The 21,639-nt window shown below is 44.0% G+C and carries 20 protein-coding genes; 12 read left to right on the top strand and 8 right to left on the bottom strand.

The window, feature by feature from the left end:
* Positions 1-76: 76 nt before the first annotated feature.
* On the bottom strand, positions 77-496 hold the full coding sequence (nikR, locus tag ACVA58_RS05445) for a nickel-responsive transcriptional regulator NikR (RefSeq protein ID WP_446509413.1): 420 nt from the start codon (positions 494-496) through the stop codon (positions 77-79).
* A 225-nt stretch (positions 497-721) separates the two neighbouring features.
* On the opposite strand from nikR, the gene ACVA58_RS05440 reads away from it, so the two are divergent.
* Genes ACVA58_RS05440 through ACVA58_RS05420 form a run of 5 tightly spaced genes read left to right on the top strand, consistent with a single transcriptional unit; the run spans position 722 to position 5,239 of the window.
* Positions 722-2,149 carry an ABC transporter substrate-binding protein gene (locus ACVA58_RS05440; protein ID WP_446509412.1) on the top strand — a complete coding sequence of 476 codons (1,428 nt, stop codon included), beginning with the start codon at positions 722-724 and terminating at the stop codon, positions 2,147-2,149.
* Positions 2,149-3,126, top strand: coding sequence for an ABC transporter permease (locus ACVA58_RS05435; RefSeq protein WP_446509450.1), 978 nt, complete (start codon positions 2,149-2,151; stop codon positions 3,124-3,126). The genes ACVA58_RS05440 and ACVA58_RS05435 overlap by 1 nt, the downstream gene beginning before the upstream one ends.
* Positions 3,119-3,940 (top strand): ABC transporter permease, encoded by an 822-nt coding sequence (locus ACVA58_RS05430; RefSeq protein ID WP_446509411.1) that lies wholly within the window; start codon positions 3,119-3,121, stop codon positions 3,938-3,940. The genes ACVA58_RS05435 and ACVA58_RS05430 overlap by 8 nt, the downstream gene beginning before the upstream one ends.
* Complete coding sequence (locus ACVA58_RS05425; RefSeq protein WP_446509410.1) at positions 3,940-4,650, top strand: ATP-binding cassette domain-containing protein; 711 nt, start codon at positions 3,940-3,942, stop codon at positions 4,648-4,650. Before ACVA58_RS05430 ends, ACVA58_RS05425 begins: the two co-directional genes overlap by 1 nt.
* The gene (locus ACVA58_RS05420) at positions 4,634-5,239 is read left to right on the top strand and encodes an ATP-binding cassette domain-containing protein (RefSeq protein ID WP_446509409.1); all 606 of its coding nucleotides are present in this window, start codon (positions 4,634-4,636) and stop codon (positions 5,237-5,239) included. Before ACVA58_RS05425 ends, ACVA58_RS05420 begins: the two co-directional genes overlap by 17 nt.
* A 121-nt stretch (positions 5,240-5,360) precedes the next feature.
* Here the strand turns inward: ACVA58_RS05420 and ACVA58_RS05415 are convergent, their stop codons facing one another.
* The 7 genes from ACVA58_RS05415 to ACVA58_RS05385 all read right to left on the bottom strand — a co-directional run bounded on the left by ACVA58_RS05415 (position 5,361) and on the right by ACVA58_RS05385 (position 12,524).
* Complete coding sequence (locus ACVA58_RS05415; RefSeq protein WP_446509408.1) at positions 5,361-6,251, bottom strand: PfkB family carbohydrate kinase; 891 nt, start codon at positions 6,249-6,251, stop codon at positions 5,361-5,363.
* A 185-nt stretch (positions 6,252-6,436) separates the two neighbouring features.
* Positions 6,437-7,093 carry a nickel pincer cofactor biosynthesis protein LarB gene (larB, locus tag ACVA58_RS05410; RefSeq protein WP_446509407.1) on the bottom strand — a complete coding sequence of 219 codons (657 nt, stop codon included), beginning with the start codon at positions 7,091-7,093 and terminating at the stop codon, positions 6,437-6,439.
* Positions 7,093-7,899, bottom strand: coding sequence for a hypothetical protein (locus tag ACVA58_RS05405; protein WP_446509406.1), 807 nt, complete (start codon positions 7,897-7,899; stop codon positions 7,093-7,095). Before ACVA58_RS05405 ends, larB begins: the two co-directional genes overlap by 1 nt.
* On the bottom strand, positions 7,896-9,182 hold the full coding sequence (locus ACVA58_RS05400) for a LarC family nickel insertion protein (protein ID WP_446509405.1): 1,287 nt from the start codon (positions 9,180-9,182) through the stop codon (positions 7,896-7,898). Before ACVA58_RS05400 ends, ACVA58_RS05405 begins: the two co-directional genes overlap by 4 nt.
* An 81-nt stretch (positions 9,183-9,263) precedes the next feature.
* Complete coding sequence (locus tag ACVA58_RS05395) at positions 9,264-10,700, bottom strand: lactate racemase domain-containing protein (RefSeq protein ID WP_446509404.1); 1,437 nt, start codon at positions 10,698-10,700, stop codon at positions 9,264-9,266.
* 42 nt (positions 10,701-10,742) lie between these two features.
* Complete coding sequence (locus ACVA58_RS05390; protein ID WP_446509403.1) at positions 10,743-11,618, bottom strand: class II fructose-bisphosphate aldolase; 876 nt, start codon at positions 11,616-11,618, stop codon at positions 10,743-10,745.
* A 15-nt stretch (positions 11,619-11,633) separates the two neighbouring features.
* Positions 11,634-12,524: a PfkB family carbohydrate kinase gene (locus ACVA58_RS05385; protein WP_446509402.1), complete on the bottom strand. Its 891-nt coding sequence runs from the start codon at positions 12,522-12,524 to the stop codon at positions 11,634-11,636.
* Between the two features lie 357 nt (positions 12,525-12,881).
* On the opposite strand from ACVA58_RS05385, the gene ACVA58_RS05380 reads away from it, so the two are divergent.
* The 7 genes from ACVA58_RS05380 to ACVA58_RS05350 all read left to right on the top strand — a co-directional run bounded on the left by ACVA58_RS05380 (position 12,882) and on the right by ACVA58_RS05350 (position 21,580).
* Entirely contained in the window at positions 12,882-13,904 is a 1,023-nt protein-coding gene (locus tag ACVA58_RS05380; protein ID WP_446509401.1) for a TRAP transporter substrate-binding protein, read from the top strand.
* Positions 13,905-13,959: 55 nt separating this feature from the next.
* Complete coding sequence (locus tag ACVA58_RS05375) at positions 13,960-14,478, top strand: TRAP transporter small permease (RefSeq protein WP_446509400.1); 519 nt, start codon at positions 13,960-13,962, stop codon at positions 14,476-14,478.
* A gap of 3 nt (positions 14,479-14,481) precedes the next feature.
* Positions 14,482-15,759, top strand: a complete 1,278-nt coding sequence (locus ACVA58_RS05370) for a TRAP transporter large permease (RefSeq protein ID WP_446509399.1) — start codon at positions 14,482-14,484, stop codon at positions 15,757-15,759.
* Between the two features lie 5 nt (positions 15,760-15,764).
* On the top strand, positions 15,765-16,982 hold the full coding sequence (manA, locus tag ACVA58_RS05365; protein WP_446509398.1) for a mannose-6-phosphate isomerase, class I: 1,218 nt from the start codon (positions 15,765-15,767) through the stop codon (positions 16,980-16,982).
* Positions 16,969-18,249 carry a glucose-6-phosphate isomerase gene (locus tag ACVA58_RS05360; protein ID WP_446509397.1) on the top strand — a complete coding sequence of 427 codons (1,281 nt, stop codon included), beginning with the start codon at positions 16,969-16,971 and terminating at the stop codon, positions 18,247-18,249. Before manA ends, ACVA58_RS05360 begins: the two co-directional genes overlap by 14 nt.
* Positions 18,250-18,592: 343 nt before the next feature.
* Positions 18,593-20,062, top strand: coding sequence for a sulfatase family protein (locus tag ACVA58_RS05355; protein ID WP_446509396.1), 1,470 nt, complete (start codon positions 18,593-18,595; stop codon positions 20,060-20,062).
* Positions 20,063-20,158: 96 nt separating this feature from the next.
* Positions 20,159-21,580 carry an MFS transporter gene (locus ACVA58_RS05350; protein ID WP_446509395.1) on the top strand — a complete coding sequence of 474 codons (1,422 nt, stop codon included), beginning with the start codon at positions 20,159-20,161 and terminating at the stop codon, positions 21,578-21,580.
* The last annotated feature ends 59 nt before the right edge of the window (positions 21,581-21,639 follow it).

Here is a 21,639-nt window from a genome sequence, read left to right as displayed (position 1 = left end):
GAAGAAAATATATCAGTGTCAGTAGAACTATTATGTGATCTTTGTCATTTAAATTAATAAAGAGATATTGATCACACTACCTATTGAGGTGCTGTATCAACTTAGCTTGTTCAACACCTTTTAGGGCAGATATTTGGTTTGCAAGCTCTTGTACATCGTGGCTTTTACCGATGATAACCGTATTTTCGAGGCATAACTCCTGCTGTAAGTGTACGTGTGTCGTACATTGAACCTGAGTGCGGCTGTCATGCTGCAGGTGATTGATTTTCTCACTGAGCCCACGCTGGTGGTGGTTGTAGACGATACTTAACACACCTACTACATTGCGGTTTGGTGTTCGCCAGTCGTCATTTGTACGATTTTCACGAAATAGGTCCCGAAAATATTCAGAGCGAGAGCTATATTGACGCTCAGCAAGGTTGTTCATCATTTCTTGATAAAGTTGTTTGGGAAATGATAGTGAAAACCGGACAATTTCTTTATTTGAATTACTCATGTGACATAGATCACTTTTATTGTTTGTGTGATTTGTGTCACTCACGTTAACACGAATTTGATGATAATGTTAACTGCACTTACCGATTAAAAAATTAAAACTGTGATGTCATCGAAAAAATATTTTCTACAAATCTTTGCAGTAATTTGCTGTGTCTTTTTCTCTTTCCAAATTTATGCGGAAAATACGGAACAGTGGATTTTAGGTCTCAGTGAAGAGCCTGAAATGGGGTTAGATCCGGTTATGGGTTGGGGACGGTATGGTGACCCCCTTATCCAGTCAACACTGCTACAGCGAGGAGATGATTTGTCACTCCAGCCGGACTTAGCCCAGCATATTACGGTTTCTGATAATCGCTATGAGTGGACTGTTGACTTAAGAGAGGATGCACGTTTCGGTGATGGCTCATTGTTGACTTCGGAAGATGTTGCTTTTACATACCACCAGCTTCAACAGGGCTTATCTATACACGATGCCAGCATGATTAGCGAAATAATCATCGAAGATAATTTCACATTACGTTTTCGTCTGGTTTCACCTGATCTGGGATTTGCGGACTTACTTGCTTCTGTAGGTATCGTATCTAAGAAGGCTTATGGCCCCAGCTATGGTCAGAAGCCACTGGGAAGTGGGCCGTTTCGGTTTGTTCGCTGGGATAAAGGACAGCAAATAGTACTGGAGACAAATCCATATTATTACGGGCAATTGCCTGCTGTTGATAGACTAATTATCGTATTCGCCAGCGAAGATAGCCTTATTTCTCTGGTACGTAGTGGCCAAATTCATTTAGCTTCAATTCCACAAAGATATGCGCGTCTTGTCCCTGATAACTATCAGCTCGTTAGTGTTGAGACTAATGACAATCGTGGCATCGTTTGGCCTTTCAATGCACCTTCGGCGTTGCAACAAGGTAATCTCGTTACCTCTGATATCGCAATTCGTCGTGCTATAGACCAAATTATTGACCGTGATTTGCTTGTAGAAAGTGTTCTGCAAGGCTACGGCCGCCCAGCTTTCTCTCTTGCAGACGGTCTACCGTGGGGGCCAACTCTTCAACACCGCGAATTAGTTGATACTAGTGACATTACTCAAATGCTTGAGCAGTCTGGCTGGCTTTTGGATAAGCAGCGCAACATCAGGGTAAAACAAGATGTAACTGCTAGCTTTACGCTCTATTACCCAGCAGGAGACAGCCTTCGGGAGCAGTTATCACTGGCGGTTGCGGCAATGGTCGATCCGCTGGGCATCAAGGTTACAGTGCGTGGAGCAAGCTGGACGCAGATTGGACATGCGATGACGACAAGCCCTGTACTCATGGGATTTGGCAGTCATGCCATTAACGAGATGTTCCTTGTATATGGAAGTGAGTATGCTGGAGAGGGTTGGTACAACTCGGGTTATTATGGCAGTAGTGTGGTTGATGCAGCATTGAATGCAATTAAACAAACAACCAATTATCAGACGGCACAACCATATTGGAATAAGGTCTATAAACAACTAGATAAAGATCTCCCATGGAGCTGGTTGGTGAACATTGACCACCTTTATGCGGTGAATGAATGTCTTGATATTGGTACTCCGTTACCTGAACCCCATCAACATGGCTGGCCCATCACGCGTACCATCGAGCAGTGGCAATGGAGATGCCAGTGATGAGACATAAAGCCCGTTGCTTGGCCTCGGGAGGACGCCTTTTATTGTTGGCCATTATGGTTTTGGCCATGACCTTCAGTTTACTGGCGGTTTCTCCCATCGACCCTGTGCTTTACTACACTAGTGAAAATTTGTTTTCGATGAGCGCAGATCATACTGCGCAGTTTTCCGCGCAGTTGGGATTGGATCAATCGCTTACCGCACGATTTGGTAGTTGGTTCTGGCATTTGTTACAAGGGGATCTTGGCTTTTCCATTTCACAGCAGCAGCCCGTTTCAGAGGTTTTACAGCAGAGAGTACCTCTTACCCTGCGCCTTATGATTATGGGTTGGATGGGGTCGCTTATAATCGGTTATTGCTTGGGAATTTTTGCAGCTTTCTTTCGTGGGAGGGCGATTGACCGATTGCTCCGTGGTGTGTGTTGGATTTCAGCATCTGCACCGGCATTTTGGATTGCGTTACTAGCACTAAGTCTGTTTGGAGTCTCTCTGCAATGGGTACCGGTATGTTGCGGGGCACCTATCGGCACATCCCCTGATTCTATTAGCTGGATTGAACAGATGCCTTACTTGGTGCTGCCTACCATTGTTCTATCGCTGACAGGTATGGGACATATCGCGATGCATACCCGAGAAAAAGCTGTGCAGGTATTAGCTAGCGACCATGTTTTATATGCCCGGATGCACGGTAAAAAAGGCTGGGTAATATATCGTCAACACCTGCTTCGAAATACCCTTACTCCAGCTATTGTTTTGCAGTTTGCCGGGTTATCTGAATTGCTTGGAGGCTCTGCGCTGGTTGAAACTGTGTTTAATTTTCCTGGTATTGGAATGACAATGGTTGTTGCTGGGTTAAACGGTGACATAGCACTCCTTATGGCAGTCACGATGCTGTCGATGTTATTGGTGTTTACTGGTAATGGAATTGCCCGTTTTGTGAGTGTAAAACTCCTTCCAAAAGGGAGGGCACATGTCTAATCAAAAAGAAAAGAATATCCATCGGATACAACGAAATATTTTGATCCTCACCGTCATTTTAATTGGTATCTTGTTTTATTGCGCTGTACTGCCTGTACAGAGTCAAGTTATAGACCTACATCAGGTGTTCATGGCGCCATCAGTTGATAATTGGTTTGGAACTGATGTCATGGGGCGAGATATGTGGGGGCGCACCGCTAAAGGACTATTGCTGAGTTTACAAATTGGCGGTGGCTCAGCCCTACTTAGTGGCTTTATTGCGTTGGTGCTGACGATTGTTGCAGGGCTCAATCAACGCTGTGAATGGGGCGTTTCTTTGGTTGTCGATATGCTTATGGCCATCCCGCATTTGCTGTTGCTGATTATTATGACACTTGCTTTGGGTGGAGGGATGAGCGGAGTCATATGGGCTGTTGCTCTGACTCACTGGCCTAAACTCACTCGTTTGCTGGTGGAAGAGCAGCGCGGGCTGCTAATGTGTCAGTTTGTTCAATTGGCCGGGCAGTTTGGTCGACCGAAATGGTCTATCTTATGGCATCATGTGCTGCCATTCCTTTCCCCTCACTGCCTTATTGGCATCTTGCTGATGATCCCACATGCATTGATTCATGTTTCGGGTTTGACCTTCCTCGGTTTTGGCTTAGAGCCGACCACACCTTCCATAGGCATCCTTCTATCTGAAGCTAGTCGTTATATGCTATCGGGATATTGGTGGTTGGCGGTATTCCCGGGCTTGGTTTTGTTAGCTGTCTTGCTCTTGCTTTCCGCAATAGGGCAAGGATCAATTCGACTCACTCAAATAAGGGGCTACTAATGTTGTTAGTTAATCAATTAGCAATCTGTTGCGGTGAAAGTCGCTTACTCGATGGCGTAACATTCACTGTTAATGTCGGTGAGAAAGTCGGGATAGTAGGCGCGAGCGGAAGTGGAAAAACAATTCTTGCACATGCGCTGCTGGGCTATTGCCCTGAAGGGTTTGAGATGAAGGGGTCCATTGATTCCGTCGGGGATATTGCATTGGTCCCTCAATCAGCGGCTTGCCTGAATCCGACGTCACGAATTTATAGGCAATTAGCAGATATGTCCCGCAATGACGATGAATATCGCAAAGTTATCAAACATTGCCAATTAGATGAGGCGTTGCTAAATAAGTACCCCGGTGAGCTATCGGGAGGAATGGCAAAGCGTGCGCTGATAGCTTTGGGGTTAGTACAGGGAAAAGAGGTCATTATCGCCGATGAGCCGACTTCAGGTTTAGATCATACTCGAAGTGAACAATTGTTGACGCTATTGACGTCATCAACGGTAAACCGACAATCAATGATTGTTATTAGCCATGATATTGTTGCCCTTACAAGGCATGTAGAGCGCTTGTTGGTATTTAGAGATGGTCAGCTGGTTGACGATGTAAGTATTGAATCAGGTTGGATCAATGAGTGTCATCCATATACACAAGCCTTGTGGCAAGCCGCCCCTGAGCATTGGCAGGACATAAACGAGGAACACTATGCTAAGTCTGCGTAATGGTGCGTTTGAATATGGCCATCAGCGATTATCCTTTCCTGATGTCAGTATTCAATCGGGTGAGCGTGTTGGTTTATATGGCCCTAGTGGATGTGGTAAATCAACCTTGGCCCAGGTATTAGCTGGGGTGCTTGTGCAATCACATGGAGTAATGTCTCAGCCATTGAAAAAAATGGGTGTAGGCTCTCCGGTTCAGTGGATCAGCCAATCTCCGGAGTTCGCATTTAATCCCCGTTGGCGCCTTTCTCGGTCTTTAGCTGAGAGCTATGCAGTACCAGAATCAGTACTGGCTCGTTATCAGGTGAAACCGCAATGGCTAGAACGGTTACCTACGCAACTTTCGGGGGGAGAATTACAAAGGTTGAATATTGTTAGAGCATTGGCCCCTGCTACTGAGTATTTGATCTGTGATGAAATCACGGCACAGCTTGATACGATTACCCAGCAAGAGATATGGCAGGTGATACTTGAGGATCTGAAGGAGAGAAATATGGGGGCACTGATCATTTCTCATAGTTACTCTCTGTTGAAGAATGTCTGTGATACTGTAATTGAATGGCCTGATATAGAACTGCTGAAAACTGGCTGAATTTGGCATAACGAAAGAGTCAATTAAGAAAATTTTTAACCAAAATACCCTCGAAATAGTTCCATTATTTCGAGGGTGTTTTGTCTGCATTTAACTTAATAGAATGATTAAGCCTAAGTGCTTAAGACTGGCGTAGTACCTCTTGGGCTATTTTGCACTCGGCGAGTTGCCTGGCTCCCATGAATTCGCAGCTCAGTGCAGCCACATGGTTAGCGGTCTCGATAGATTGTTCGAAAGGCAGCCCTTTACCCATTTGCATCGCCAGTATACCGATGAAAATATCTCCCGCGCCCGTCGTATCTGCTACGTTGACCTGATGGCCGGGTAAACTGTCAAAGGTTCCTTCATGTAGCCAAGCACAACCGCGCTGACTGAGTGTGACCACAGCAGAACCACCGACGCGTTTAATGGCTTTGTTAAGAGCTCGTTTGTGCTGAATATCCGAGGTCATGGCCAGCAATGAAGGGTGGTTGAAAACACAGCAATCGGCGAGCTCTAGAAGCTCAATTAGCGTGTTGTCAAAGTAGCTTACCCGAAGGAAAGTCGGAATACCTTTTTGTTTGGCAAGTTCAAATAGTACCTTTGCACCTTCAGGCCATGTCAGATCGGCTACGATGGCAGCGGTGTTTGACAGATCCATATCAAACAGTGATGACGTGTCTTTTGGCATTGAAGGGTCGTTATAGACATAGATTTTCGATGAATACTGTTCATCGAGGATGATGGTTGCAATTGATGACTGGACTTGTTCGTATCGCAGGCAGTGTTCAATGTTGACTCCATGAGCAAGGAGTTCATCTGATATCTGTTGACCAACCATATCGATACCCATACGGCCGATGAAGTCGACGTTCTCCCCCGAATTTGCAATGGCAACTGCTGCTGTGGCAGCGACACCCCCTCCACTGACCGAGAACCCTTCAGCGTAAGATTTTGCGGCTTGAAGTTGCGATGTGTTGACCGAAAAAGTTTGGTCCCAAGTTGCGTTTCCGATGCAAATAACTGTTTTCACATTAATCTTCTTTTAATAGTTGTTTGGTAAACAAATTATTGAATATTGTAACGGATAAGCATTTTAAGTGGTATTGAAAGTCACTCGGTGGAGAAGCGGGCCACCGAAGTGGCCCTAACCAGTACACCAGAAGGTGTTATGCGCCTGGTATGTGCGCGGGGCTCGTTGAGTCGCTAGGTTTTGTATTAACGACAGAATTGGTTGATAAGTTTTATCGCAGCACAGGCTGCGCCGAAGCCATTGTCAATGTTGACCGTGGTTAATCCGGCTGCGCAACTGCCAAGGCAAGAGTTCAGAGCAAGGTGACCTCCTTCGCTAACACCGTAGCCAACGGAAGTAGGTACTGCAATAATCGGATTTGAGATCATGCCTGACAATACGGTCGGCAAAGCGGCTTCCATTCCTGCAACGGCAATAATGATCTTGGCCTGTTGTATTTCTTCCAAACGATTGGTTAGGCGCCATAGCGCGGCCACGCCGATATCTTCATAGCGTTCGCAATGTATGCCGTGATATTGCAAGGTAACAGCGACTTCGTTACACACAGCTGCGTCTGATGCACCGCCTGACACAATGGCGACCGTTGCTTTTTGACTCGGAGACTCAAGGTCTCCCAGAACAGCCGTCCGCCCAAGAGGATCAAACATAAGGTGTTCTTGATTAACAGGTTCCAGCTGTTCAAATTTTTCCTGGCTAAGTCGAGTGAGTAACAATCGGCGTTGTTGGTCGTTGGCCATCTTGATGATGATGTTGATTTGCTCAGCCGTTTTCCCTTCACAGAAAACCGCTTCTTCAATGCCACAACGAGCACGACGTTCAAAGTCCATAGTAATATTGCTCATTATGCTACCCTCACGAATGCACTACCGCGACGGTAAGGTGCGACATCTACTGGTAATGTCAAGCCAACTTCGTTAGCCATTGATTCGGTGTCGGCAATGATGCTATCGATCAGCGTCTTGTGAAGTGTGCTGAGTTTGTCCTCATCAATTTGCAAAACCAGTCGCTGGGCAAGTAAACGACAACGGATGTTTTCAGCATTGATTTGCTGGCGCAGGCTAGTCTCAACTCGGTTGATTAGGTCAAGCTGCTCGGGCTGGATGAAGACTCCCGTTTCTACGCGGCTTGCTAGGCAAGGGGATGCTGGCAGGAATGCAATATCATCTAGTTGAAAGTGCTCGGCAATTCGGCGTATAGTGGCCTTGTCGATATCGGCTTCAACGAAAGGATGGCGGATAGCTTTTTCTTTCGCAGCAATAAGTCCTGGCCTGTAATCTCTCAGATCGTCCAGGTTTGTGCCGGAGACTACCTGACCAAAATTTATCGCTGTTAGGGTTGAATAGAGCGCTGATTTACAATGGTAACAGCGGTTGACAGGGTTATTTCGGTAGGCCGTATCCTGCATCTCACCGGCTTGAACCAACTCCAGTTGCCATCCTTGCTCCTTGGCGTATTTTTGGATGCGGCGTGTATCTGCACTTGGTACGGCTGAGGAGGTCGCATGTACCATTTTGGCTTTATTACCCAAGGTTTTATGGGCGACATAGGCCAGAGTCATGCTATCTACACCGCCACTTACCGCGACGGTTACTTTGCCTATTTGTTGTAATACGTCTTCCAGCGCCTTTAATTTTGTAGAAATACTCATAGTTCGTACTCCTCAGCATGTTGTTCAATCGCATGTTTTAGCTGTTGTTTTTTTTGATAGCTGGTGCCGGCTTCATTGAGATGATCCGCTTCTAGTTTGCTGGTCTGGCTACCATCAGGGCGCTGGACGGTTTTTACGTTAAACTCTTTGCCATCATGAGTAATTTGATGGTGTAGGCGGGGCAAACTGACTCGATCACACAGCCAGTGCCTTACACCGAGAGTGGATGTTTGGTTGAGGATAGCATCGACAACACTACTGAGCTGAAGTGGCTGGCATAGCAGTGTGAGTGTACTGATCAGTCGATGCTTTTTGCCATGGGAGACTGTTTCTGTAATTTCCAACACACCGGACTGTTGTCGCAGCGACTCTCTGGCATTGGCAAGCATTTCGCCTGTCATGTCATCGATATCACATTGAACAATGGCAATTTGCTCTTTTAATTGAGGTTTTGAAGGCTTAATCAAGCTCACTCTGACTACATTGGCACGTTGGGAGAGTTTTCTTGTGCCAAAGCCATAGCCTGCCATTTGAAATTTACCGGTCGCTACTGTCTGCTCTGGCGATAGCCAAGCTAAAATTGCAGCGCCTGTTGGCGTGATACGTTCACCATCTTCACCATCGTCAATAAAAGTGAAGCCTTTTAGGAGGTTAAGTGTTGCAGGTGCCGGAACGGGAATGATGCCGTGTGCGCATTTAATGGTACCACCACCCCAAGGTAAGGAAGACATTGACCAACTAGTGGTACGGCTATGGTGTATTAGCCAAGCTGCTGAAATGATATCAACGATACAATCCCAAGCACCTACCTCGTGAAATTGAACATGATCAATGTCCATGTTATGTACTTTTGCTTCCGCGGCGGCTAATAAACTGAAGATACCAATAGCGTTTTCTTTTACTTCAGCCTCTAGTGAGCTATCCATCAGATAATGGCGAATCTGCTGCCAATCATGATGATGGTGATTATCGTGATTATGCTGGTGGTCATGATCATGGTCATGATTATGATCGTGGTGCCCGTGTTTGAGCTCATAGCTGTGGTGATGATGATGGCTGTGGTGATGATGGTCGTGTGAACTTTCTATCAGGTCTACACTAAAGCGCTTACCGTTAAGCCCTTTATCTTCACCGTGGTTAAGTACTACTGATACATGCTCTTCAAGCTGGAGTGAATTGAGCATGTCGAGAAGAGGTTGCTCTAAATGCGGGTGCGCATCTAACATTGCAGCAGAGAACATATCTCCTGCAATCCCGCCAATTATATCAAGATGAATATGCATTTTTGCCCCACGCGTTGTCATCTGGATGGAAAAAAGGCCACCGCCGGAACGGTGGCAAACTAAGGAAAATACTGTTTTACGTTATAGTTCTTCTTTGCTGCCTAAATGCATTGCCGCCCGGGTGAATGCCTGTGGCAGTGCAAGGATATTCGGGTTGGCACCGGTGTAACGCACTGCATCAGCCAAAGCATCTTCAAAGGTGGCTCGGGTTTTCATCCCCATTTGTCTTGCCATACCTGGTTCCTGAGCACCAACGATATACACCGCTTTTGTATTCATTTCTGCAATATGGCCACATGATGTCATGGAGAAACCATGGAAAGGGTGGTAGCCGTAATTGAAGCGGTACTGTTTGATCATCTCTTCGTCACGGGCGATATATTCAATATGCTTATTAATATCGACAAGCGTATTACAGTAGTCCGTCTGGAACAGTTCGAACAACTTGCGGTATGAAGGGAATTCTTCATCGTGGAAATACCCATTACACAGTGAAGAGCAAATCACAACGCAGTTATCAGACATCACTCGCTTATGGCGGATTATCTGTGCTCCGATTGCTTGCATCATCAGAACAGGGTTGGTGCCGTGGCCGTTTCCATAGTGGAAGTTTTGTGGCATGCCAAAGACCATGATGTCGTATTTTTTCTCAGCCCAGTTAGCATAGGTACGCTTGTCGGCATCGGTGAAACAGAATGGTTGAATATCTTCACAGCCACCGGTGTACACTGATAGTTGCTGAGAGAAGGTATTGAGCACCGCATCACAGGTAAAGAACTTCTTACCCATGCGCAGTTCCATGTGCTTTCCAATTTGATCAAACTTCTGACGCATCAGGCTTTTGCTTGATACTGGAGTGAAGTCATCGCGGTGCATAACACGTGGAATGTGGTGTGATGCAATACACTCCCAGTTAGTAATACCTGTCGCACAATGTTTATAACCGCCTGAGTAACCCCCATAAGGGTTCCCGAGGGTATGACCGATCATGACCGCAAGATCAGCTTCGAACACGGTTTTGTTCATGACCACTTTATCGCCGTGTTCATTTCGACCAAGGTCAACAAGGTTATCCCAATCTTCACTGTCATGGTTGACTACCTGACCTTCCCAGTAAAAAGCATTGAATACTTCATCTCCCAAGATTTCACGTAGCTCTTTTTCAGTATTCTTGCGGTGCAGGCCATTACTACAGATAAGGGTAATATCTTTTTTCTCAACCCCTGCCTTACGGCACTCTTCTAAAATGATTGGGATTGAAACTCGGCGATGCGCGGTATCATGGCAACCACCTTTAACACGGTCTGGGAATACAATAGCTACCTTTGAACCTTGCTTTACCTGCTCGCTGATTGGCGGCATACCAATTGGGTTTAGGATTGAATCGCGCGTAGCAGCGATAGGGTCAACCAGTGCTTCTGGATCTTTGACCGTCTCACCCGGAATAAATACATCTGCAGAGTCAGGCAGTTGTGCGGCCATAAAACCTGAGCCGTATTCAAATTGAATTGTTTTCATATTTTCCTCAATAATAAATATTATATTTTTTAACTCAGTTGATTATTTAACTTGGCCGCTGCTACCAAAGACTTGCATAATTCGAGCAGCATGCTGTTTCGTTGCTTCAATAGCGCAAAGAATAGTTTCGTGGTAGTACGCTTCATTTTTGTTATTTAACATGGCTTGAACTTGCTTACCGACATCATGAGACATGTTAGTGAAATAATTGATTTTACAAACGCCACATGCGATGGCATCTCGGTAGACGCTATCGTCTAAACCCGAACCACCGTGCATGACAAGAGGAATCGAAACCGAATTGTTGACCTCACGAAGGCGGTCGAAATCAAGTTTTGGTTCACCATGGTAAAGGCCGTGCGCGGTACCAAATGCAACCGCAAGGGCATCAAGATCTGTTGCGCCATCAGCAAAGGCTTTAGCTTCATCTGGTTTGGTTAGCTGATCTTCAGTTTGTTCTTCGGCAGCCTGAACGACTTCTTCATCACCCGTTTCCGTATTGCCGACTTTCCCGATTTCGGCTTCAACAGATGCTCCGTAATATTTAGCAAAGCGAATAACTTCTTGAGTATTCTTTAGGTTATCTTCAAATGGTAAGGCTGAGCCGTCATACATAACTGATGAGAAGCCAAGGCGTAGTGCGCGAATACACGTTTCTACATCTTTACCATGATCGAGGTGTAGTACAACAGGAACTGAGGCTTCTTGTGCCATTTTTACCATAGTTGGAGCGATCAATTCAGGTGGAGTCAGTCTAAATTGACCTTGGCCTAAATTAATAATAATTGGTGACTTTTCTTCTTCTGCGGCAGCAATTAAGCCACGAAGAAGGTTGAAATCAACAGCATTAAAACTGCCCACGGCATATTTATTTTCTTTTGCGTGAGTTAATACTTCTTTTAGTGTGACAAGAGCCATAAATATAATCCTGTTTTAATGCGATTTGATAAAGTTAATAACTTGGTCATAATCTGGAATACCGGCTCGGCCTCCAGGTTTTGTACATTTCAGTGCCGCAACTGCATTTGCGAAATTAACGGCATTCTCTCCGCGGAGTTTATTGGCAATGGCAAAGGCCAGAGCACCGTGAAAAACGTCACCTGCACCTGTGGTATCGACGACGTTTACCTTATATCCAGAAACATGTTTAACAATATTGTCTTCAACCCAATAGCAGCCGTGCTCACCATTGGTGACATAGACGGTACCTTGGTTATTTTGCTGGGCAGCCAACAATGCTTTTTCGATGTTTGTTTCACCTGTCATTTGACATAGTGCTGGGTAAGAAAAAGCAACATCAGTACCTAGGCCAACTAACTTGGCCATTGTTTCTCCACCTAAATCAGCATCGATAACTGATGGGATCCCTTTTTTATTGGCTAGGGTTAGTAGTTTTTCTGCACCTTCTCCCCAGGTACAGTCACATAAAATACAGTCGACATTCTCAAGTAATGATTCAGTAATCCAGTCACTGTTTACAGGTAAACTAGGATCCCTATGAACGGTGATTTGGCGCTCACCGGTAGGATCAACATGTACTACAGCGTTACTGGAGCTGGTGTCGTCAAATTGCTGTAACAGAGAAGTGTCAACTCCCCATTTAATAAGGTCTTCTTTAATTGCACGTCCAACGTTGTCATTACCAAGGCGTGCTACTAATGAAACATTTGCCCCAAGTGTTGCAATTGCCACGGCAGCTGTTGCCGCGACTCCACCACCAATTTCGTGATATGAAGTTGAAAAGTATTTTGTTGCCTCTGAAGGTATTTCAGTCACATTAAATATGCGATCCCAAGTGGCATTGCCAATACATAAAATATTCAAAACTAGCTCCTCATAATAAATATATTTGGAAGCCGGAAGAAGCTCAAACCAGTGACTATATTGTCATCCTAAACCCATTACATGATCAATACCTCACTTTTAAAATTAGTGAGATTGGTCACTATAAATATATTTAACTTTTTATATTCATATACTTACTGTTTTTGCGTTGATGCGGGAGATCACAATTTAAGGGTGACGTAAATCACACTTATAATTAGTGTGATCTGTATCGATAAAATCATTTTGGCAAATGGTTAAATTAGAAAAAACGGAAGCCAGAAAATAGAGCTCATTTCGAATGAGCCAGTTCAAACCAATAACGACTTAACTCTAATAACGTGAAAAGGAAATTTTATGAAGAGGTCTTTAACTGTTCTTGCTGCTGCCCTAACGATGGCAATAACGTCTGCGTCAGCATTTGCTAAGAACACTCACTTGACCATTGCCAATACAACGCAAGAAAATACTCCGATGTCTCAAACAATGATTGCGTTCCAGGAAAGGGCACAAGAATTGTCTGATGGCTCGATTACCATCCAAACGAGTTTTGGTGGTGCGCTAGGCAATGATACTCAGCTATTACAGAAAGCCCAAATTGGCAGCCAAGTGCATGCCGCACAAACTTCAGGTGCGAACTTGGGGACCGTTGTTGATGCTTTTAAGGCGTTTGATGTGCCATTTTTGCTAAATGGTCCTGAGCAGAGTATTGAGCTGTTATATCAAGATGGCCAACTATCTGGAGAAGTTGCTGATAAGTTGCAAGCGTTCCTAGGAGAGAAGAACCTCCGTTTGCTTTATGCAACGCCGTTTGAGTTCCGTGGGGTTCTTACCAATGGTAAGGAAGTTCGTACAATGGATGATGTCGGTGGCATGAAATTCCGTGTTACACCAAACCCTGTTGAGCGCGGCATTGTTGAAAGTTGGGGAGCGGCTGGTACCACGATGGGGATTTCAGAGGTATACACATCTTTGCAAACAGGCATTGTTGATGGTCTAGCTATCCCACCTGTTACCGCCCAAGCATTTGCTTTGAATGAAGTTGCTAAGGTTTTCAATAATTTGAACTTCCAGGCTCACCCAACGTTTGTGGTGATAAACAAACGTTTCTGGGACCGCCTACCAGAAGAGCAACAAGAAATGCTTCAGCAGGCTGCCGATGAAGCAGTTATGAAAACGAAGCAACTACACTATGATGCGATTGATTTTGCTTTCACTTCGTTTGAAGACAACGGCGCAACGGTTATCCAGCCAACCGATGAGGAATTAGATTCGTTCCGTCGGGCAGCTATGGAAGCTGCAGAGCCTCTAGCGACACGTGGTATGAGCGAAGATGAACTTGAGTTTATCAAACTGATTAAAACCGCAGCAGCACAGTAATTCTGCAAAAACGTCACCTGCATGTCAGTGCAGGTGACTATTGGTAGAGGTAGTTATGTTACTTACCATCATAAAAAAAATTGACCAGCATTTTGAAGAACTCTTTTGTTCACTCATGCTTGGCTATATCGCCATCTCTTTGAATATCGAAGTATTGAATCGATACGTTTTCATGTCACCATCAGCATTTACTGATGAAATAGCAAGAATGCTGATGTTATTTATTGTTTTTCTCGGAGTGCCATGGGCTGTAAAACAAAATAGGCATATCATTATTGATTTATGGCCGCAGGATATTTCACCGGTAAAGAATCTTGTTTTAAATATTGTTTCAAATGTTTTATTTTTTATATTTGCATATTTATTTACTCAAGCAGCATTAGAAGCTGTTGAGTTTCACAAGATGCTTGGCTCTAAAACAGAAGCGTTGGGGTTTGAATATTGGATACAACTTTCAATGTTACCATTTGCTTTTGGTCTAACATGTGTTCGTATTATCCAAAAAATCATTGCCGCCGTAATGGACTATAAAAAATCTGGAAATACAGACCTAGCTCTTCATGAGGAGGTGTAAGCGATGACTACTTTACCAGTATTAATGCTAATTTTTGGCTTTATTGCCATGGTGATAGTTAGAGTGCCTGTTGCAATAGCAATTGGTATTGTCTTAATTATTTATAACAAATTGCTCGGACTCGAAATATTCGAGATGGCACTAGACACCTTCCAATCTATAGACAGTTTCCCGTTATTGGCAATCCCGATGTTTGTATTGGCAGGAACCATTATGGCGACTGGCGGGGTCGCACAGCGTATTTTAGATTTGTCTGAAGAGTTTTTCGGTCATATGTATGGTGGCCTCGCCATTGTAACCATAATGACAAGTGTGATCTTTGGCGGTCTTTCCGGTTCAGCCCCAGCAACAGTTGCAGCCGTGGGTAGTATCACTATCCCTGCCATGATAAAGCAAGGTTATAACCCTGGCTTTGCTGCAGGGGTTGCGGCGTGTTCTGGTGTTATCGCCATTATTATTCCGCCAAGTAACCCGATGATCATTTATTCACTGACCCAGTATGCCACATCGGTTTCTAATATGTTCCTAGCTGGAATTATTCCAGGCTTCCTATTAGCTGTAGGAATGGCCGTACCAGCGTGGTGGATCTCAAAGCAAAATGGCTGGGGCGCTCATCGTGAAAAAGGTACTTTCGAAACTCGCTTGGCGGCATTTAAACACGCTCGTTGGGCTATTTTAACTCCGGTTATTATTCTTGGTGGTATTTATTCTGGTATTTTCACACCAACAGAGTCAGCAGCCGTCGCGTGTTTTTATTCGTATGTGATTGGTGTGTTTGTTCATAAAGATCTAAAATTTCGAGATACATTCAAGGTATTGTCAACTGCCGCAATGATTACGGTCGTCGCTATGTTCCTGATGACTTTTGCAACCGCCTTCGGAAAAGTACTTACCTCTCAGGATGTACCTGCAATTATTGCAGGGATGATGTCAGATAGCGTCAGTACTATGCTGATGACACTATTGATGATTAACCTTTTCCTATTATTTGTCGGTTGTTTTATGGATACATTGGCTGCGATCATTATTTTGACACCACTGTTGTATCCATTATTACAACAATTTGGAATGGGCGTTTATCAGTTTGGTATCATGATGATAATTAATTTGGGAATTGGTTTTGTGACCCCTCCTTTTGGTGGCAACTTGTTCATCGCCAATCAGCTAAGTAATACCTCAGTACCTCAAGTCTTTAAGGGCGCATTTCCATTAGTTCTGGGCATGATTGTGTCGTTGTTACTCATTACATTCGTTCCTTTCTTATCGACAATGTGGCTGTAATCATTATGAGCACTTTTTCCATATTAGGTAAACCTCGTCATTATGCATGGGGAGGAGAGAATTATATTCCATCTCTTGTCGGTGTGAATAATGCGGACTTAAAGCCCTTTGCTGAGTGGTGGTTAGGCGCACACCCTGATGATTCATCATTGATAGAGGTCGATGGTGTACAGGAGCAATTACTTGAGTGGCTTAAGTTGAATCAACAGGCACAAGCACAAGAGGAACGGCAAGGGGAATTTCCTCTTCCTTTTTTGATGAAAATCCTCGATGTGAATCAAATGTTGGCGATACAGGTTCACCCGACTAAAGCTCAGGCTGAAGAAGGGTTCAACAGGCAGGACAAGCTTGGTATTGCACGAACGGCATCTGAGAGAACATATCGTGACCGCAACGATAAGCCGGAGATGATGGTCGCACTGACGCCTTGCTGGTTAGCGCATGGCTTCACGACAAGGGAGACGATATTACGCCGCTTCACCTCGTACGCTTCTTTTGGTCAATTATGCGATCAACTGCGCTTGTTTGGGATTCAGTCGGCTTTTGAATTATTGATGCGGATGCCACAGGCTGAAATTAATATTCTATTAGGTGAAATCATTGAGACTCACCAAGAGCCATATACACGTGGCTCCATATGCCAACAGCAGCCGGAATACTGGGCCTGCCGTGCAGTGCTGGAACATCGGAGTGGTTACGATCGTGGTTTAGTTGCCATGTTCATGATGAATATCGTTCATGTACCTGTAGGACAGGGGATCTACCAAGGTGCTGGGATCCCTCATGCTTACCTCGCAGGGCAGAATATTGAGGTTATGTCGAATTCCGACAATGTTGTACGTATCGGGCCTACGAAATTACACGTCGATCTTGACGAAGTTCATTGTTTGATTGAGTACTGTGAGGTCGATCCGCAACTATTAACACCAACAGAAATTGCAGGTGAAGTAAATATTCGATGTTATCAGCATGGTGGCACAGAAGCATTTAATTTAAACCAACTTACACTTGATGATGAAAATACTGACGTTGAATATCAATCATCTTATTTAAGTATGATTTTTGTTGCTCATGAGCAGTTATCTGTTTTGTCTGAAGGTGATTTTAAAAAATACTGTCAGGGTGAGACATTTATCATACCTGCCAATACCAAAGTTTTATTAAGCTCTACAAATTGTGTGGGGTATATTGCAAGTTATGGAGCAAAAAATGCTAACAATTAATACTGAATATCTTAATCAATCAGTTAAAGATCATGAATACATTCAATTAGCTCCTTATGCGAAGTTGGCCCATCATCAATTGGTGACGGGAGAAGGTGTAGGCAGTGACTTCCATGGTTGGATTCGTCTTCCAGAAACCATTGACTTGGAAGAGGTTGCTGATATCAAACAGCGAGCGGAAGCTATTCAGCAACAATTTGATGCGTTTGTTTGTATCGGGATTGGTGGTTCATATCTGGGTCATAAAGCGATTATGGAAGCGCTTCAACCAGCCGTTGAGAAAAATCAGAAAACTGAAATTTTATTTACTGCCCATAACTTAAGCGCTCGTTACCTTGACGAGGTCATGCAATATTTAGCTGATAAAAATTACTGTATCAATGTAATTGCAAAAGAAGGAATGGCGCTTGAAACCGCAGTGACGTTCAGAATTTTGCGCGCTGAACTTGAGCGCCGTTTTGGCAAAGAGGGTGCAAAGGAACGAATTATTGTCACGACTGATAAATTCCGTGGCCCATTGAAAGATATCGTCGCTGAGCAAGGTTACCCAATGTATCACCTACCGCATGAAGTAGGGGGACGTTTTTCTGTATTCACTCCTGTGGGTTTGTTACCTTTGGCTGTTGCCGGTATTGATATTGATGCCTTACTTGCTGGTGCTAAACAAATGATGACGGTTTGCGAATCTGATGAGGTAGAAGCCAACCCTGCACTGAAGTATGCCATTACCCGTAATATCATGATCCAGAAAGGCAAAGAGATTGAGCTTTTTGTCAATTATGAACCTTATATGGCGTATTTCTCTGAATGGCTGAAACAACTGTTTGGTGAAAGTGATGGTAAAGATGGAAAAGGGTTATTCCCTGCGAGTGTTTTATATTCCACCGATTTGCATTCACTAGGTCAATGGGTGCAAGAAGGCAGACGCAACTTGTTCGAGACGGTTCTTCATGTGACGGATAAGACAATTGATGTGCCTGTACCAGAATTGGAAGAAGATTTGGATAACTTAGGCTTCCTAGCCGGGTCGTCTTTAAATCATATCCAAGCCTCCATTAAGCAAGCCAGTATGGTTGCACATTCAGAAGGCGGCGTGCCTAACTTAGAGATCTCGATTGCAAAGCTCGATGAATATCATTTGGGCGGCATGATGTACTTCTTCATGATGAGTGTTTCAATTGGTGGTTACATGGCTGGTGTTAACCCGTTTGATCAGAACGGTGTTGATCAATATAAATCTGAAATGATGAAAATATTGAAAAGCTAAATATTCCATATTTGATATTAACATTAAAAGAGCCGGCTAAATGCCGGCTCTTTTGTATTTATTACGTCGTGAAAAAGTAAATCACAAGAGATATCATCGAAAATTCGAAGCAATAAATAGCCTATTATGTGTTGGAAGTATTACTGTGGGCTGTTAAATTAATACTAAATACGATTTTAAAATACTTCGGTCACAGAAAATAAATAGCTTAATTCCCTATAAATATCAAATAAGGTATATTTTAAATATGGAATAAATGAGCGAATTACATATTTGGAATTATCGGTTTAATTGATAGGTATCGATTAATAATTGGTAAAATAAGATATATAAAGGACCCCCTATGCGTGTGTTGTACCTTGATCTTGATACTCTTCGTCCAGACCATCTAGGCTGTTATGGATACCAACGTAATACTTCTCCCAATATTGATAAAATTGCTGCACAGGGCATTAGGTTTAATAATTATTATGCATCTGATACGCCATGCGCCCCATCGCGAACGGCAATGATGACAGGGATGCAGGGTATTCATAATGGTGCAGTAAGCCATGGCGGTACAGCAGGAGATATCCGGGGGCAGGGAGCAAGCCGAAAATTCAAAAGCTATGTTGAACATAACGCACTGCCAACCTTGTTTAGACAAAATAACATGCGCACGGTTTTGGTTAGCCCATTCCCTGAGCGTCACTCGTTATTTCATTATTATGCTGGTTTTACAGAAATGTATAACACGGGTGGCTCGGGTCATGAATCTGCGGAGGAAGTGACACCCACTGTACTTGATTGGATTGAGCGAAATGGTGATGAGGATAATTGGTATCTGCACGTTAACTATTGGGATGCGCATACGCCGTATCGAGCACCAGAAGACTTTGGTAACCCGTTCAAGAATGATCCTTTACCTGAATGGATGACTGAAGAAAAGATGGCTGAATATTGGAAAAAAGCTGGCCCGCATTCAGCCCAGGATTTCAACATGTGGGACAATAACACCTACGAGCAATATCCTCGTCAACCCGGTGATATTGAAGGTATGGCTGGATTCCGCCGAATGATTGATGGCTATGATTGTGGTATCCGATATATGGATCAGCACCTAGGCCAGATCTTTGCAGCCCTTGAGGAAAAAGGGGTGATGGATGATCTTATTATCGTGATTAGCTCCGATCACGGTGAAAAGCTGGGAGAGCTTGGATTATTCGGTGAGCATGCAACTGCGGATAATATTACTTGCCGTGTACCATTCATTGTCCGATGGCCTGGTATGCAAGCAGGGATTGAAAACAATGCATTGCATTATAATATCGACTGGGCACCGACCTTAGCGGAAATGATGGGGACAGATTCGTTGCCGCTATGGACTGGCAAGAGCTTTGCTTCTGCGATTACAGAAGGAAAAGAAGAGGGGCATGAAGCATTAGTATTAAGCCAGTGTGCTCATGTTTGCCAGCGCAGTGTTCGTCATGGTGATTATATATATATCCGTACCTACCATGATGGCCTGCATCTTTTCCCGCAGGAAATGTTATTCAATATTAAGAATGATCCTCACCAGCAATATAACTTAGCAGATGAATTGCCCGATGTTGTCAAAGATATGGCATACCGATATTTGCAGTGGCATGACCATATGATGACAACTCAGCCGTTTGGCAATACCGAAGATCCTCTACGTGTGGTAATGCAAGAGGGGGGGCCTCACCATGCTAAATGTGATGATATTCATAGCTATTTTAGAAGGCTAGAAGAAACCGGGCGTGGAGATCAAATAGAAAAAATAAAACAAAAACACCCGACAATTACAAAGTAATTATTTTTGTATTCACTTAATAAAAATAAATGGGCTGAGTGAAACTCAGCCCAGAAATAAAAATCTAATCCAATAGCGTGAATTTCGGAGTTTAATATGACCGTAGCAAAAGCAGCGGCAGATCCTGCCGTTATAAATAAGCCAAAGAGTAAGTTTTTGGTAACGTTATCGAAGAAAGAACTCTTTGCGTATGGTATGGGAGGAGTTGGTTCAAATCTGATGTTCCATTTCATTGGTACATTCTTGATGTTCTTCCTGACTGACATGTATGGCATTGATCCATTGACGGTTGGTAAAATCTTTCTGGTAACGCGCCTAATCGATGCGGTAACCGATCCTCTATTTGGCATGATTTCTGATGCCACCCGAACCAAAATGGGGCGGTATCGTCCTTATCTGATTTTTGGTGCACCAGTACTTGGTTTAACGATTGCCGCTCTGTTCTGGGCGCCTGAGCTATCGGTGACATCCAAAGTGGTATTCGCTTATATTGCCTATATTAGCTACTCGTTGGCGCAAACCGTTATTAATGTTCCATACCATGCCCTAACGCCAGTGATGACTACCAATTACCATGAAAGGACAACGGTTGTCGCCATGAAACAAGGGCTGGGGATCTTGGCTACTTTCGTTGCGACTGCTCTGCCGTTGATCATGGTTGACTGGTTTGGCGGCGGTCTTGAGGGTTGGCGTGTAACCGGTGTTATTTTTGGTGCACTTGTAACGGTCAACTTCTGGATTTGTGCTTATGGGGCAAAAAAGCGTGATACGCTGGAAAGTGCGCAGCAGGTAACGACTCAGAAAGTGACACCCAAGCAGGTTTACAAAACCGTTAAGTCTAACAAGCCTTTGATTGCCTTGGTAACCGCCCATGCTACCAATATATTTGGTTTTGCCATGGAGACCTCTATTGCAATCTATTTCTTCAAATATTACATGATGAATGAAGCTTTGTTCCCAATGCTTAAAGGTGTGGGCAGTTTCATTCCGTTTGTGATGGTGGCCTCATTACCATTGCTGGGACGTATTTTCTCTAAAAAGGGCATGTTTCTTGGTGGTAGTTGGGCTGGTTTGCTCATTTGCGTATTCTGCTATTTCACTGCTGACTTTCTACCGGTTTGGATGATGTTCAGTCTGCTAGTTGCATCAATGGCATGTAACGTATTTGCCGGTAATTTGACTTGGGTGCTTATTCCAGATTGTGTGGAATACGGTGAATATAAAACGGGTAATAACGCTAACGCTCTTACCACGGCAATTATGACCTTTGTAGCTAAGTGTAGTAGTGCGATGGCGGGCATGTTGACAGGTTATGCATTGGCATCGGTTAATTACACACCAAATGAAATTCAACCTGATGATGTACTTAATACTATTTTGGTTTTGAAATTCCTCACCGTTGCTTTTGCCCACGCCTGTTCAATTCTTGCTATGCGTTGGTACTACATCACCCCCGAATTGTTTGAAAAGATTACGGCCGAACTGAAACTTCGCCGTGCAGCCAAAAACGAAGCTTAATCGTAATGTTAATGTCGCAAAGAGTCCTTCTCATTGCGACATGATGATAAAGGATAATT

The organism is Photobacterium sp. DNB22_13_2 (assembly GCF_052873915.1).
This window is presented reverse-complemented; position numbering and strand designations above follow the sequence as displayed.

Excerpts from the sequence above, each read along its gene's own strand:
- ACVA58_RS05350 (WP_446509395.1), top strand. The coding sequence starts at position 20,159 with ATGACCGTAGCAAAAGCAGCGGCAGATCCTGCCGTTATAAATAAGCCA.
- ACVA58_RS05425 (WP_446509410.1), top strand. The coding sequence starts at position 3,940 with ATGTTGTTAGTTAATCAATTAGCAATCTGTTGCGGTGAAAGTCGCTTA.
- ACVA58_RS05440 (WP_446509412.1), top strand. The coding sequence starts at position 722 with ATGGGGTTAGATCCGGTTATGGGTTGGGGACGGTATGGTGACCCCCTT.
- ACVA58_RS05375 (WP_446509400.1), top strand. The coding sequence starts at position 13,960 with ATGTTACTTACCATCATAAAAAAAATTGACCAGCATTTTGAAGAACTC.
- manA (WP_446509398.1), top strand. The coding sequence starts at position 15,765 with ATGAGCACTTTTTCCATATTAGGTAAACCTCGTCATTATGCATGGGGA.
- ACVA58_RS05370 (WP_446509399.1), top strand. The coding sequence starts at position 14,482 with ATGACTACTTTACCAGTATTAATGCTAATTTTTGGCTTTATTGCCATG.
- ACVA58_RS05390 (WP_446509403.1), bottom strand. The coding sequence starts at position 11,618 with ATGGCTCTTGTCACACTAAAAGAAGTATTAACTCACGCAAAAGAAAAT.
- ACVA58_RS05430 (WP_446509411.1), top strand. The coding sequence starts at position 3,119 with ATGTCTAATCAAAAAGAAAAGAATATCCATCGGATACAACGAAATATT.
- nikR (WP_446509413.1), bottom strand. The coding sequence starts at position 496 with ATGAGTAATTCAAATAAAGAAATTGTCCGGTTTTCACTATCATTTCCC.
- ACVA58_RS05395 (WP_446509404.1), bottom strand. The coding sequence starts at position 10,700 with ATGAAAACAATTCAATTTGAATACGGCTCAGGTTTTATGGCCGCACAA.
- larB (WP_446509407.1), bottom strand. The coding sequence starts at position 7,093 with ATGAGCAATATTACTATGGACTTTGAACGTCGTGCTCGTTGTGGCATT.
- ACVA58_RS05360 (WP_446509397.1), top strand. The coding sequence starts at position 16,969 with ATGCTAACAATTAATACTGAATATCTTAATCAATCAGTTAAAGATCAT.
- ACVA58_RS05380 (WP_446509401.1), top strand. The coding sequence starts at position 12,882 with ATGAAGAGGTCTTTAACTGTTCTTGCTGCTGCCCTAACGATGGCAATA.
- ACVA58_RS05405 (WP_446509406.1), bottom strand. The coding sequence starts at position 7,899 with ATGAGTATTTCTACAAAATTAAAGGCGCTGGAAGACGTATTACAACAA.
- ACVA58_RS05355 (WP_446509396.1), top strand. The coding sequence starts at position 18,593 with ATGCGTGTGTTGTACCTTGATCTTGATACTCTTCGTCCAGACCATCTA.
- ACVA58_RS05400 (WP_446509405.1), bottom strand. The coding sequence starts at position 9,182 with ATGCATATTCATCTTGATATAATTGGCGGGATTGCAGGAGATATGTTC.
- ACVA58_RS05435 (WP_446509450.1), top strand. The coding sequence starts at position 2,149 with ATGAGACATAAAGCCCGTTGCTTGGCCTCGGGAGGACGCCTTTTATTG.
- ACVA58_RS05420 (WP_446509409.1), top strand. The coding sequence starts at position 4,634 with ATGCTAAGTCTGCGTAATGGTGCGTTTGAATATGGCCATCAGCGATTA.